Below are 13,427 nucleotides of genomic sequence, written 5' to 3'. Positions count from 1 at the left end.
CATTCAGGTGTTCACCCGAGGGTCATTGCCTCGGCGTTTCCATAAGATGGATTCAACGCAGCGAGACAGGGCCAGAGGCTTTGATCGATGCCTGAAAACTAACTGATTAACCCCGGAGTACACGTTATGCCAATGCCATGCTACTTGAGTATCGAAGGCCAGAACCAAGGCAAGATCGAAGGTTCCAGCACCGTTACCGGTCATGAAGGAATGATCCTTGTTCAGGCCGTCGAACACCTGATCGATATTCCGAAGAATCCGCAGACCGGCCTGCCTGCTGGTAAGCGTGTTCACCAGGGCATGACCCTGACCAAAGAAATCGACAAGTCCTCTCCAAAGTTGCTGCAAGCCCTGACTTCCGGCGAGCAGCTCAAGTCTGTTGTGCTGGAGTTCTATCGGATCTCGCCTAAAGGCACCGAAGAAAAGTACTACACCATCACCCTGAGCAATGCCGTGCTCGTTTCGGCCCACACCTGGGTGCCAAACGTATTGAACCCTGAGTTCAAGCAAATGGGCCATATGGAAGACATCGGCATCACCTACGAAAAAATCGTCTGGACCTGGGTTCCGGACGGTATCGAAGCCGAAGACTCGTGGTTGGCGCCAAAAGCGTAAGCCAGGCTCGACTGTTCAATGCCGCCCTGTTCCAGGGCGGCGTTCTTGCTATCGCAGAAGGTACACCGCGTTGAGAGAAAAACGATTGCTGGAGCGCATCACAAGCCTGCAGGTCGAAACCGGTCGCACGCACCTGACCCAGGCGGAAGTGTTGACGCAGTCGATTGTCCAGCATCTGCAACGCATTTTGAATACCCGGCGCGGCAGCGTGCCTATCGACGCCGAGTTTGGCGTACCCGACTTCACCAATCTGGCCGGTTCGTTTGCGACCGGCGAGACCACGCAAATAATCGAGAACATGACTCGCATGATCGCCCGCTACGAGCCTCGCTTGAAATCGCCGCGCATCCTGGTCGCCGAAGGCGCCCAGGAAGTGTTGTCGCTGAGTTTCAGTCTTGAAGGCGTGGTGTCGATCGATGATCGGGACATTCCCATTCACCTGGCAACGCGGGTGTCTTCGGACGGTCGCGTGTCCCTGGCGATGCACTAAGTCATGCTCAACAGCCATTATCAAAATGAACTCAACCAACTGCGACGTCTGGCCGATGAGTTTGCTCGCCGCAACCCGGCCCTGGCGCCGCTGCTGGGGGTGGACTCGGCCAATGACCCGGATGTCGAGCGCTTGCTCGAAGGCGTGGCGTTTCTTACCGGGATGGTTCGCCAACGGTTGGATGACGAGTTTCCCGAGTTCATTCAAGAGTTGGCGCAGCTGCTCTATCCCCATTACCTGCAACCCTTGCCCTGCCTGACGCTGCTGCAATTTCAGCCGCGTGGGGCATTGCAGGAGGTCTCGCGTATCGAGCCCGGATGCGAAATTGCCTCGGTGCCGGTCGATGGCCAGCGCGTGCGCTTTCGCAGCACCGCGGCGGTCGATCTGGAGCCGTTGCAATTGCTCGGTAGCCGCTGGGACGGCGCCGCCGGTGAAGAGCGCAGCCTGGTTCTGGACTTCGCTTTTACCACCGCCGATCCCAATAGCTGGCTGGCCGACAGCCTGCGTTTCTATCTGGGTGATGGCCTGGCCGATGGCTCCAAGTTGTTGCGTCTGCTGCAGCTCAACCTGCGTGAGATTCGTATCTGCGCCCAAGAGCAGCCCATGACCATCCTGCCGGCCAGCCATTTGCGTGGCCTGGGATTCGATGCGAGCAACACCTTGCTGCCGTTTCCCGATACCGCGCACCCGGCCTATCGTTGCCTGCAGGAATACTTCGCGCTGCCCGAGAAATTCCTGTTTATCGAGCTTTGCGGGTTCAAACAATGGCGAGCGAGAGGCGCCGACGGGCGTTTCAGCGTGCGCCTGATGTTCGAAAACCTGCCGGACTGGGCACCGAATCTGTCGGCCAACAGCTTTTTGCTGGGGGTGACGCCAGCGATCAATCTGTTCGCCCAGGACGCGCACCCGCTGCGCATCGACCACAAGCAAGTCGACTATCGCATCCAGCCTGCCGACCATGGCCAGCGCATGAGCATGCGGATTCATTCGGTGCTCAAGGTCAGTGCTTATTCCGCCGCAGGCGGCGAGCGGCTGCTAGAACCGTTCAATACCTTCTCGCAGCGCGACATGTATAACCTGCGCATCCGCGCCTCGAGCATCGATGCCCAAGGCTATGACCACTATCTGAGCCTGCCCTACAGCGAAGGCAAAGTGCCGGGCGAGATGACCTTGTCCATCGGCTTGCTCTGCACCAATGGCAAGTTGCCGGAAAGCCTGCGCCTGGGGGATTTGAACCAGCCTACCGACAACACACCGCCCAGGGTCGAGTTCAAGAGCATCCGTGGCATTACCCCGTGCCAGCCGCCCAAGTTCGACGACAAGTTGCTGTGGCGCATGCTCTCGCAGCTCAATGCCAACCACTTCCGCCTGGCCGATCGCGACTACCTGCGCGGCCTGCTCGCGCTGTATTTGCCCAGTGTCGGCGAAGGTGCCCAGGACGCCAACCAGCGCCGCATCGATGCCATCGAAAACGTCACCGTCAGTCACGAGCGGCGCTTTATTCGTGGGCTGCCGATCGAAGGCAGTGAGGTCCGGGTCGAGTGCCGGGGCGACTATTTTCTCAGCCCCGGCAATTTCTACCTGTTCGGTTGTGTGCTCGATGAGTTTTTCGCCGGCTGTACGGCCATCAACAGCTTTACCGCTTTCACGCTGTTCGACAGCGTCAACCACGAGACCTTGAAATGGCCAGCGAAGATCGGGCACCAACGCCTGTTGTGATCGATCCGCTGCTCGATGACGGCGGCGAGTTCGGGTTTTTCCAGGCCTTGCGCCTGTTGCGGTTACGTTTCCCGAGCGAAAAAGGCTTCGTCGACAACGTGCGGGTCCGGCCGCGTCTGGGGCTTGGGTTTCCGCTGCGGGATATCGAGGGGATCGAGCAGGACGGCGACGGTCGCTATCGGATCGAGGCGAACTTTTTCGGTCTGTATGGCGTCACCTCGCCGTTGCCGACGTTTTACACCGAAGACCTGATCGACGAGCAACTGCTGGGCCACTCTGCGGGACGTGACTTTCTCGACATCCTGCATGCCTCGCTCTATCCGTTGCTGTTCCGTGCCTGGGAAAAGCACCGGATCTGGATCGACATTACCGAGCGGCGCGACGTCAAGAGCCTGCGTCAGTTGCAGGCGCTGATCGGCATTGCGGACGCGCGTCCGGAGCAGCGCGATCAATCCAACGATTTGCTGCGGTATGCCGGTTTGTTCAACCAGTACCCGCGCTCGGCCCTGGGTCTGCAGCAACTGGTCAAGGCCGTGCTCGGTGATGTCGCGGTGGAAGTCGTGCCGTGTGTCGAGACGCGTCTGCGCATCGACCGTGCGGCGCGCACTTACCTGGGCATGCAGTGCGGTGTGTTGGGCGAAAACAGCCTGCTCGGTCGTGAAGTCATGGACCGCAGCGGCACGCTGGATATCCGCCTGACGTCACTGAGTCGCGCGGATTTTCACGGGTTATTGCCGGGGCAAGCGCTGTATCAAAAGCTTGAACGGTTGGTGGGATTGTATCTGCAGACACCGCTACGCAGCCGACTGGTCATGCGGCTTGCGGCAGATAAGCAGCAGTGCGCTTCGCTGGGGGGCGGCTGGCAGCGGCTGGGCCTGGATACCTGGCTGGGCGACGGTGACACACAGGACGATGTTGTATTCATGCTGACGGCCGAACACGGACCAATGCTCGAAGAGAGGGCTCGCTAGATGATTCAGGTAGAACTCAAACCGCTGTTTGCACGGCTCAATGTGTACAGCACCAAGGCCCTGGAGAACGCGGCGGGCCAGACCCTGGCGCGCGCTCACTACGAGATTTCCCTGGAGCACCTGCTGCGCCAGTTGCTGGAAGATCCGGACGCCGATACGACGCGCATCCTCGCTCGATTCGAGATCGATCCGCTGCGCCTGCGTGCGCTGCTGGATGAGGGCCTGGCGCAACTGAAAAACGGCAACCCCGGGCGGCCGGTGTTCGCCGGCCTGCTCACTGAGTGGATTCAGGACGCCTGGCTGATTGCCTCGCTGGTGGTCGGCACCGGGCGGATTCGTGGCGGCTCGCTGTTGCTGGCGCTGGTATCCCGTCTGGGTTACTACACCGCCGGCACCCGTTATGGCGAACTGCTCAAGCCGATTTCCACCGATGCCCTGACGGCAGAGTTTGCTCAGCTGTTGGGCGGCTCCAGTGAAGGTCCGCTGGACAGCCTGCAGACCGGCACGGCCTCCGCTTCGCTGGGCAGTGCTGGCGGTGTTGCGCCCGCTGCCGAAGACAATATCGCGCGCTTTTGCGAGGACCTGACCGCCAAGGCAGTGGCGGGGCGCATCGACCCGATTTTCGGGCGCGATGATGAGATTCGCCAGATGATCGACATCCTCGCCCGGCGGCGTAAAAACAACCCCATCGCGGTGGGCGAACCAGGTGTGGGCAAGTCCGCCGTGGTAGAGGGGTTGGCGTTGTTGATCAGCCAGAATGAAGTCCCCGACTTCCTCAAAAACACACGCCTGCTCAGCCTGGATCTCGGTGCGCTGGAAGCAGGCGCCAGCGTCAAGGGCGAGTTCGAAAACCGCCTGCGGGGCGTCATCGAAGAGATCAAGGCGTCCACCACGCCGGTGATCCTGTTCATCGATGAAGCGCACATGCTGATCGGCGCCGGCGGCGCGGCGGGTGGCTCGGATGCGGCCAACCTGCTCAAACCCGCGTTGGCCCGTGGCGAGCTGCGTACCATCGCTGCCACGACCTGGTCGGAGTACAAAAAGTACTTCGAGAAAGACCCGGCCCTGGCGCGCCGTTTCCAACTGGTCAAACTGGACGAACCGAGCGTTAAAACCGCCGTGTTGATCTTGCGCGGGCTCAAGGGCCACTACGAAAAAGTCCACGGTGTCAGCGTGCGTGATGACGCTATCGTTGCCGCCGCCGAATTGTCGGATCGCTACATCACCGGGCGCTTGCTGCCGGACAAGGCCGTGGACTTGCTCGACACCGCCAGCGCCCGGGTACGGATCGGCCTGGGCATCAAGCCTGCCGAGTTGGAGCGCATGGAGCGGCAGTTGTCCGGCCTGGCGCGTGAACAGAGCGCCCTGGAGCGCGACCGTGGCAATGGTTTCCCCGTGGAAGACCAGCGCCTGACCGATATCGCCGACGAACAGGCCGACATCGACGAACGTCGTGCTGCGCTGGAAGTCCGCTGGCTGGCCGAGCGTGACGCGGCGCTGCGCGTCCTTGAAGCACGCAAGCAACTGACCCTGCAAGCACAGGATCTGCCGGTTCCGGCCGAAGGCGAGGTTGCGCAGGTACTGGCATCGCTGGAAGAACGCCAGGCCGAGCTGGATCAGGCCCGTGAAACCCTGGCCGCGCTGCAAGGCGACGCGCCGCTGCTGTTCACTGAAGTCAGCCCCGATGCGATTGCCCAGGTCGTCTCCGACTGGACCGGCGTGCCGCTGGGCAAAGTGCTGCGCGATGCGGCGGGCGGCGTATTGGCCCTGGCCGACAACCTCAAGATGCGCATTCGCGGGCAGGACACCGCCGTCGAGCAGATCGCAGAAATCCTCAAGGCCGCGCAATCCGGCCTGCGCGATCCGCAACAGCCGTTGGGCGTGTTCCTGCTGGTCGGGCCCTCGGGTGTCGGCAAGACCGAAACCGCCTTGGCCGTGGCCGAACATTTGTTCGGCGGCGAGCAGGCGATGATCTCGGTAAACATGAGCGAGTACCAGGAGAAGCACACTGTCAGCCGCTTGGTGGGCTCGCCCGCCGGCTATGTCGGCTTCGGCGAGGGCGGCATGTTGACCGAAGCGGTGCGCAAGCGTCCGTATTCGGTGGTGCTGCTCGATGAAGTGGAGAAAGCCCACCTGGACGTGGTGAACATTTTCTATCAGGTCTTCGACAAGGGCAGCCTGTCCGATGGCGAAGGGCGGCAGATCGATTTTTCCAACACCGTGGTGTTGCTGACCAGCAACCTGGCCACCGAAGAGATCCAGAACCTGTGCGTCGACGGGCGTCCCGATCCGGACACCCTGGCGGAAAAGATCCGGCCGACCCTGTCCCGGCATTTCAAACCGGCGCTGCTGGCGCGCATGACCATCGTGCCGTTCTTCACCCTGGGTGGCGAGCAACTGGCGGGCATCGTGCGCCTCAAGCTGGGCCGGCTCAGCGAGCGCCTGCTGGCGTCGTCGAAAGTCCGTTTGACGTTTGCAGACGAGGTCGCCGACGCCATCGCCGCGCGCTGCACGGAAGTGGAGAGCGGGGCGCGCAATATCGACTTCATTTTGCGCAAAAGCCTGACGCCGCGTTTGTCTGACGTGTTGCTGGGGGCGATTGCCGATCAGCGTCCGCTGGCCGGCTTGCATGTGGCAGTGGATGCGCGCGGCGAGTGGATCATTACCCCGCAAGAAACCGATGGAATCAGGTCTTTACCCGAGCGTGAAGCGCTGCTTGAACCCCTAGAGTGACCGCTCGTTTACCGATTGAAGAACAAGGATTGATTGATGGCTCTCAATGATCACGCGCTCTGCACTTTCGCCAGCCTGGCACCCTCGCTGCTGCTCGAAACATTATGGGTGCAGCAGTGGCAGGGCGAGGAAAAGCTCTCTCAGCCCTATCGCTTCGAGGTTCGGCTGGCCACGATCAATCCGTTGTTCGACGACGAAGCACTGCTGGGCAACCGAGCGGTATTGACCCTGAGCGATGCGTTGGGGCAACCGCATCCCTATCAGGGCGTGGTCACAGAGGTGGATTATCTCGACGCCGATTCCCTGTATTTCTACTACCGCGTGGTGCTGGAACCACGCTTTGTACAGTTGCGTCATTTCCGTTTTTCCGAAATCTGGCTCGACAAAAGTCTGCCGGAATTGATTCGCGACGTGCTCAAGTTGGCCGACCTGACTGTCGAAGGTCCGGGGATGAACGGGTTGCCCGGTTCGGCGTATGACTTCGATATTCGCCTGCCGCTGGCCGATGATCCGCTGACTCAGGCGACGTTTACCTGCCAGTTCGAAGAAACCAGTTTCGCCTTTATTTCACGTCTTCTTGAATATTTCGGCGTGTATTACTTCTTTGAACAGGGGCCTGACGGCGAGGCGCTGGTGTTCTGTGGCGACCGACTGTACCAGCCGCAACTCCCCAGTCTGCTGACCTATCGTCGTCAAGATTCGGAACTGGATGTAGGTCGGGTCCTGGCGGTAGCGCGTACCTTCGAGCGCAAACTCGTCCGGCAAGCGGCGGGGGTCACGCTCCAGGACTTTTCCGCGAGCAACGCGCAGTTGAAGCTGGAGGTCAACGCTTCGGTGGCAACTGCCAGCCTTGGCGCAGATGCCTCGACTGAACAACGAGAGGCCGTCTCTGGTTCGTCTGTATTTATCGGCGGGCAAGGGTTGTATGGCGAGCACTTCGGTTCGCTCGAACAGGGGCAATGGTTGGCCAATCGCCGCGCCCAGGCCATCGGTTGCCGTCAGCGGGAGTTTCATGGCAGCGGTCGAGCCACGGGGTTGCGCGCCGGTTATCCGATGCTGTTAGTCGGCCACCCGCGCCCGCTATTCAATGCCGGTTATCTGGTTATTGAAGTTCACCATGACGGTTATCAGCCGTTGCCGGGCCTGGGGTCGGAGGGGGAAGGACCGGGGCAGGGGATCAACACGCGGTTTATCGCCTTGCCCGGCGAGGTGCAGTTCCGCGCACCCTGCGTGACCCCCCGGCCTTATGTGCAGGGCGTGCTCAGTGCGGTAGTGGACGGTGATGAAGATACCGGTCGGCCGCTGCTCAATGAGCATGGTTGCTACAGAGTGAGTTTCCCGTTCATTCGCGGCGAGAAGAATGCAACGCGCGGTTCGGCCTGGTTGCGTATGGCCACGCTGTCCAGTGGTTCGAGCCACGGCATGAATTTCCCGCTGCTCAAAGGCACGGAAGTGCTGGTTTCGTTCTTGGGCGGCGATCCGGACCGCCCGGTGATTACCGGTAGCGTGCCCAACTCCGAGAATCCTAATGTGGTCACCGGCGATAACGCGACCCAAAGCGGCTTGAGCACCCCCGGTGGGCATTTGTTTGCGATGGAAGACAGCCCGTCCGGGCCGATGATGAAGATGGGGGCGTCTACCGGTTGCAGTTTTACCTTGGGCGAGGGCGATGTCAGTGGGGCGCATTTGCGCACGGACAAGCATATGCAGTTGGCGTCCAGTTCTTATAAACATCAGGTGCCAGGTGTTTATTGGCAATCCATAGGGGGAGGGCATGCGCCGGCCCCGGTGGAGGGGAAGAGCTCTTCAGAGAGCTTGATGGGTGCCAACTTTAAAGATGGGCCTCCCACTCCCGGAAGTAGCAGCAAGCCGGCCTCCGCGGCAAGCACAACAGATAGCGCATCAAAGAAAAGCGGATTTGATAATTTCAAAGACGCAATAACCAACCCAAAACTGAGCACAAAATTAGACGTTACAACTTCAATGCTTCAATTGAAGGGTGACGTAAATATAGCCAGCGGAAGTCTCTCTCTCTACGGAGTTGGCGTGTCAGTAAAACTTGGGTTGGTTTCGCTTTCGGCAGACTACAGCCTATATAAGAAAAGTATTGGTAACAGTGCCTGGGAGTATCATAAGGCGAGTATTAAAAATTCAGAGTATTTGAAAGGAAAGCATATCGTTCGAGCGTCTAACTCAAAAATGGAGTTGAAAAATACAGATATTTACTGCCATGAAAATGTAACCTCATATGAGATTAAATTGGGTGGGAATAGCATACTTATTAATGCCGCAGGGGTTGTCATAAGGTCGGACAAAATTATACATCTTGAAGGTCAGGTGCATGTTACTGGTGATGTTCTTGTGGATGGAGATTTAGAAGTCTGCGGTAATGCTTTTTTTAATAAGTTCATGAAAGTTAGCGGCACTATAGTGGGAGCAACGATTACTTCTGATCAAGTACAGGAGTTTCCGTGTTTTGAATTAGCCCCCAGCCCCAGCCTGTTAAGTCTGAAGGTAGCATCACGCCCAAGTCTTGCTGCGGTGAAAGTGGCCGCGGGCGGAGCCAATGCGGTTGTAAACGGTGCCGTTGACCTGCTTGATGGCGTCGCCGATGGGGTCGCGGCAGCGGGCGATGCTGCTGCACCGCCCGCTGCCGCGCCGTGATACGGAAAAAAGAGGCGTAAGTTTCCTATTCGGAGAGTCCGATGCAGCTCAAATGTGAACAGGCCAGCCTTTTATTGCTCGCCAATGCCAAACCACTGGACCTTCATTGCATGGTCGTCACCCTTGGTCTGCTGGTGGACGCTGAAGATCAGGTAATGGCCGCTGGGAAAACTTGGGCCTGGTTAACCGAGCGACTTGGTAAGCAGACGCTTGACAGTGGCCTGAAGAAAAGTCGAGGCACATTCGCCGTGCAAGGTAAGGCTTATCCACTGGTAGATGCACAACGGAGTGGCATGGCGGTGCGGGTGCGTCTGGGGGATATGGAAAAAACGTTGCATGTATTCGCGCCGCGGCAATGGCGCAAAGGGCCTCTGGGTTGGACGTCCGTTGTGACCGGTCAAGTGGATAACCTGCCATTGGACTTTGAAAACGCTTATGGCGGTAATCAGTGGCCAGATAATCCGAAAGGCAAAGGCCATTATCCAGAGGTGGACGCCGCACAAGGAATGCCGTTGGCACAACTGGAGGTGGCGAATGCCACAGTTGTTGACCCCAATGATCGGCCAGCCCTGGCGAGTTTTTTGCCATTGCCAGCACAAAGCGCTGAACGCCGCCAGTTCATGGGTACCCTTGACGAGCATTGGACTGCTTATCGCGCCCCATTCTTACCTACGGATACTGATGCTCGCTGGTTCGATGAAGTGGCACAGGACCAATGCAATTCCGGGTTTTGGCGTGGCGACGAAGCCTGGTCGATCGCAGGCATGCACCCTACCGAGGCTCGGGTCGTCGGGCGTTTGCCGGGCCTACGGCCACGGCTGTTTATTGAGCGTGCGGATAAGCGTGTACCCGTTACCGAGATGGCGCTGGACCTGGATACGGTATGGCTGTTCCCTGATGTGCAAAGTGCTCTTCTGCTGTACCGCGTCGAAGTACCGGTACTCGATATAGATGCGCAAGATATCGTCAAATTAGCTATGGCCCTCGAACGAGCGGGTGATCCTGTGCTGGACACGCAAGTCTGGATTGAGCGGCTTTGGCCAAGCCCTCCCGTCGAGCCGTTCAAGGTGGCGCCTGTCGAACCAACCCCATTCGACTCCGAGCCGATAATCGCCAGTTTGCAGGCCGCTGCGGATTCGCAGTATGCGGAGTTAAGTGCAGCTCATGAGCAGTGCATGCAATACGCTCAGATGATGGCGACTCGTATGAATCTGCCTTTCAATCCGGCCGATTATCCGCCGTTAGCGAAAACGGACTTTACGGTTTTGATGCGCGAACCGATGCCCCCCATCAAACCCTTTGACCCCAAGGCATTGGCGCTAGAAATTAATTCGGAAATCGCCAAGGCTCAGGCCCAAGGCATGGAGTATGCCCATCAGATGATGAGCCGCTTGGGCATAGATGCAGAGCAAGCGCTGGCGCGTGCTAACCAGCCAGCACCCAAGGTCGACATCATGGACATGCTTGAGCGCCTGGAGCTGCCTCCAGACCAGCAGGCGCAAGCCAAGGAAAAACTGACTGCCGCAATAGCAGAGTCTCAAACCGTGGAAGCTGAGATAGACCGTGTTTTAAGCGCCATGGACAAAGCGCTGGCGGCTGATCGACTCCAATTCGCCCCCATTCTCCCGCTTCCTGAATACTGCAGTCTGACCCGTGAGCGGCTGCTAGCCTTGCACGCGGCAGGTAAGACGCTGCAAGACCTCAATTTGGAGAGCCTTGATCTTTGCGAAATCGATCTGAGCAGCGCCGACCTGAGAAATACCACTTTCAAGAGCTGCAAGCTCAATGGCACTCGACTGAAGGATGCCGATCTGAGCCACTGTCAGTTCATCGACTGCGACTTGGGTGCTTCGGATCTGAGCAAGGCGCGCTTGCAGTACGCAATGTTTCATAGGGTTCTATGCCAAGGCGCCTCGTTCTGCGGCACTAGCTTGATCGATATCCGCGCTCAGAACTGTGATTTCTCCACTGCCGATTTCACCGAAGCCAACCTGCAACAAGCTCAACTCAACGAATGCAGCCTCGACAAGGCTCAACTCAACAACGCCAATCTAAGCCAACTGCATCTCAATAAATGCAACCTGAGCAGCGCACTGCTCACCGACAGCAACCTCCACAAAGCCAAGCTCTACGACTGCACACTGGACGCGACAGACATGCGCCGCGCCAACCTCAGCAAAGCCGATTTCGCCAAGGTGGTGGGCCGCGACCTGGACTTGCGCGAGTGCAATCTGCAAAACCTGCGTCTGGCCGCTCACTGCGTTTTGCCGGGTGTGCGCCTGGACGATGCCGACCTGACCGCTGCCAGTTTTCAAGACGCCGATCTGAATCACGCCAGCCTGCGCGGCGCTCGGTTTAACGACGCGCTGCTGAGCGGTTGCGACCTGAGTGATTCCGACGGTGTCGGGCTGGTCGCGCAAGGGGTCTACCTGTCGGGATGTGACTTGAGTCGCGCTGATTGGTCTGGCGCCAACCTGCTTAACGGCCGCTTGCGCAAGGTATGCCTGGAGCAGACCAACCTCAGTGGCAGCAACTTGCATGGCTTGGCCAGTGACGCTGTGCACGGCAGCGGCGTGCGCCTGGAACAGGCATTGATGACGCGTTGCCGACTCAAGGAGAGCCTGACTCATGCTTGAGGTATTAAGTGTCGAGCGTCTAAGGGAATTGCTGGCTGATTGGCAGCCCTTGCGCGCGTTGAATCTGGCCGGTGGCGACTATCGCGGTGTCGATTTGAGCAACGCGCGGCTGGAAGAAGTGGATGCGCGTGGCGCGCAATTCAATGGCGCCATGCTGACCCAAAGCTACTGGAAAGACTGCCGCCTGGACGGCGCCAATTTTTCCGACAGCACTGCTGACTCGTCGCACATGAACGCGTGTTCATTGCAGGGCGCATTGTTCACGAATGTGCGTTGGAACAAGGCCTACTGGGCGCAATGCTCCGGCGAGGATCTGGATCTGTCGGGGGCGCAGCTAGAGGCTTTTACGCTCTCGGAGTGCCGCGTACCGCGCATCAGGCTCGCAGCCGCCCAGTTGAGCAAATCCCAATGGAGCCGCTGCGATCTGACGGGCCTTGATGCCCAGTCGGCGCATTTTGCGAAGGCACGGTTGATCGATTGCCAACTCGATCAGGCGCGCTTCGGCCTGGCGTCGTTGCAGCAGTGTGCCTTTGATGAATCGTCGTTGAGTGGCGCCGATTTTCATGCCGTGCAGGCCGAGGGCGCGTCGTTCTACCACTGCAAGGGAGCCGCGCCGATGTTTGTCGGTGCCAATCTCAAGGGCGCTCTGTTCAATGCCAGCCATTTTGACTCGGTCGATTTCAGTGATGCCGTTCTGGAGATGGCCATCCTGATAGACGCCCAGATGCCAGGCGCGCGCTTTGACCGCGCCCTGTTGCGTTATGCCGATTGCACCGCGTTGCTTGCGCCACGCGCCTCGTTCGTCGCCGCCGACGTGACCGGCATGAATGCGCATGCCGCTGACTTCACCCAGGCCGACTGGCAGCAGAGCAACCCCCAGGCCATCCAGCCCGTTGATACCGAACGCCTTGCCGCCGAGCAATGGCGGCCCGCCTCTTTAGGAAAATCGAGATGAATGAAGCCCCGCAGTATTGCGATGCCGCTGCTCAATTGCGTCATGCACAGGTCAACGCACTGGATGGCGAGCGTTTCGGCGTGGTCAGCAGCGATGGCCGCCGCTATTGGCTAAAACCTGCATTCGGTTGCCTGGTGCGTCCGGCAGTGGGGGACAAGGTGTTGGTCAGCTTGGACGCGCAAGGCGGTTACATCCTTAGCGTGCTGGAACGCGCCATCGCTCAACCGGCGCGTCTGCATCTGGAGGGTGATTTGCATTTGAGCCTGCCCGCTGGCGCGCTGAGCATTCAGGCTCGCGACGGCGTGAGCCTTGACGCCGGTAGCGCATTACGAGTGTGCGCCGAACAGGGCAGTGTGCAGATGCAGCGCGCGCATCTGACGGTCGGGTCCCTGGCCATGAGTGGCGAGCATCTTGAGAACCATTGGGTCGAGCGCCACGACAACAGCGTGTATCACCGCGAAAAGGCCGTGCGCCACGAGGCGGATTTTGCTGATAGCCGCCGTCGCGTCGAAGGCCATGAAGAACTTCATTCCGGCTCGTTGCGCCAGCGCGTGCGCGATGACTGGAGCGTGCAGGCCGACACGCTGGACCTGAACGCACAACGTAGCGTTGCCATTGATGGCGACAGCATCAAGCTGGGGTGA

At 59.2% G+C, this 13,427-nt stretch carries 9 protein-coding genes; all 9 read left to right on the top strand.

Annotated elements, in window-relative coordinates:
* Positions 1-126 precede the first annotated feature (126 nt).
* The 9 genes from ACS5Q8_RS14395 (at position 127) to ACS5Q8_RS14355 (ending at position 13,427) form a co-directional block, all read left to right on the top strand.
* Positions 127-615, top strand: coding sequence for an Hcp family type VI secretion system effector (locus ACS5Q8_RS14395; protein WP_020291465.1), 489 nt, complete (start codon positions 127-129; stop codon positions 613-615).
* Between the two features lie 70 nt (positions 616-685).
* Positions 686-1,105, top strand: a complete 420-nt coding sequence (gene tssE, locus ACS5Q8_RS14390) for a type VI secretion system baseplate subunit TssE (protein ID WP_247397922.1) — start codon at positions 686-688, stop codon at positions 1,103-1,105.
* 3 nt (positions 1,106-1,108) lie between these two features.
* Positions 1,109-2,824, top strand: a complete 1,716-nt coding sequence (gene tssF / locus ACS5Q8_RS14385) for a type VI secretion system baseplate subunit TssF (protein ID WP_426099794.1) — start codon at positions 1,109-1,111, stop codon at positions 2,822-2,824.
* A complete protein-coding gene (gene tssG / locus ACS5Q8_RS14380; protein ID WP_465159063.1) occupies positions 2,788-3,795 on the top strand; it encodes a type VI secretion system baseplate subunit TssG in 1,008 nt (335 codons plus the stop codon). The genes tssF and tssG overlap by 37 nt, the downstream gene beginning before the upstream one ends.
* On the top strand, positions 3,796-6,528 hold the full coding sequence (tssH, locus tag ACS5Q8_RS14375; protein ID WP_465159062.1) for a type VI secretion system ATPase TssH: 2,733 nt from the start codon (positions 3,796-3,798) through the stop codon (positions 6,526-6,528).
* Between the two features lie 36 nt (positions 6,529-6,564).
* Positions 6,565-9,192 carry a type VI secretion system Vgr family protein gene (locus ACS5Q8_RS14370; RefSeq protein ID WP_465159061.1) on the top strand — a complete coding sequence of 876 codons (2,628 nt, stop codon included), beginning with the start codon at positions 6,565-6,567 and terminating at the stop codon, positions 9,190-9,192.
* 41 nt (positions 9,193-9,233) lie between these two features.
* Entirely contained in the window at positions 9,234-11,828 is a 2,595-nt protein-coding gene (locus ACS5Q8_RS14365) for a DUF2169 family type VI secretion system accessory protein (RefSeq protein WP_465159060.1), read from the top strand.
* Complete coding sequence (locus ACS5Q8_RS14360; RefSeq protein ID WP_465159059.1) at positions 11,821-12,783, top strand: pentapeptide repeat-containing protein; 963 nt, start codon at positions 11,821-11,823, stop codon at positions 12,781-12,783. Before ACS5Q8_RS14365 ends, ACS5Q8_RS14360 begins: the two co-directional genes overlap by 8 nt.
* Positions 12,780-13,427: a DUF3540 domain-containing protein gene (locus tag ACS5Q8_RS14355; protein WP_465159058.1), complete on the top strand. Its 648-nt coding sequence runs from the start codon at positions 12,780-12,782 to the stop codon at positions 13,425-13,427. The genes ACS5Q8_RS14360 and ACS5Q8_RS14355 overlap by 4 nt, the downstream gene beginning before the upstream one ends.

It is taken from the genome of Pseudomonas sp. PAMC25584 (genome assembly GCF_058135675.1).
The sequence above is the reverse complement of the archived record's forward strand: the minus strand, read 5'-3'. Positions and strand labels throughout refer to the sequence as shown.

Excerpts from the sequence above, each read along its gene's own strand:
- ACS5Q8_RS14360 (WP_465159059.1), top strand. The coding sequence starts at position 11,821 with ATGCTTGAGGTATTAAGTGTCGAGCGTCTAAGGGAATTGCTGGCTGAT.
- tssG (WP_465159063.1), top strand. The coding sequence starts at position 2,788 with ATGGCCAGCGAAGATCGGGCACCAACGCCTGTTGTGATCGATCCGCTG.
- ACS5Q8_RS14365 (WP_465159060.1), top strand. The coding sequence starts at position 9,234 with ATGCAGCTCAAATGTGAACAGGCCAGCCTTTTATTGCTCGCCAATGCC.
- tssF (WP_426099794.1), top strand. The coding sequence starts at position 1,109 with ATGCTCAACAGCCATTATCAAAATGAACTCAACCAACTGCGACGTCTG.
- tssH (WP_465159062.1), top strand. The coding sequence starts at position 3,796 with ATGATTCAGGTAGAACTCAAACCGCTGTTTGCACGGCTCAATGTGTAC.
- ACS5Q8_RS14370 (WP_465159061.1), top strand. The coding sequence starts at position 6,565 with ATGGCTCTCAATGATCACGCGCTCTGCACTTTCGCCAGCCTGGCACCC.
- ACS5Q8_RS14355 (WP_465159058.1), top strand. The coding sequence starts at position 12,780 with ATGAATGAAGCCCCGCAGTATTGCGATGCCGCTGCTCAATTGCGTCAT.
- ACS5Q8_RS14395 (WP_020291465.1), top strand. The coding sequence starts at position 127 with ATGCCAATGCCATGCTACTTGAGTATCGAAGGCCAGAACCAAGGCAAG.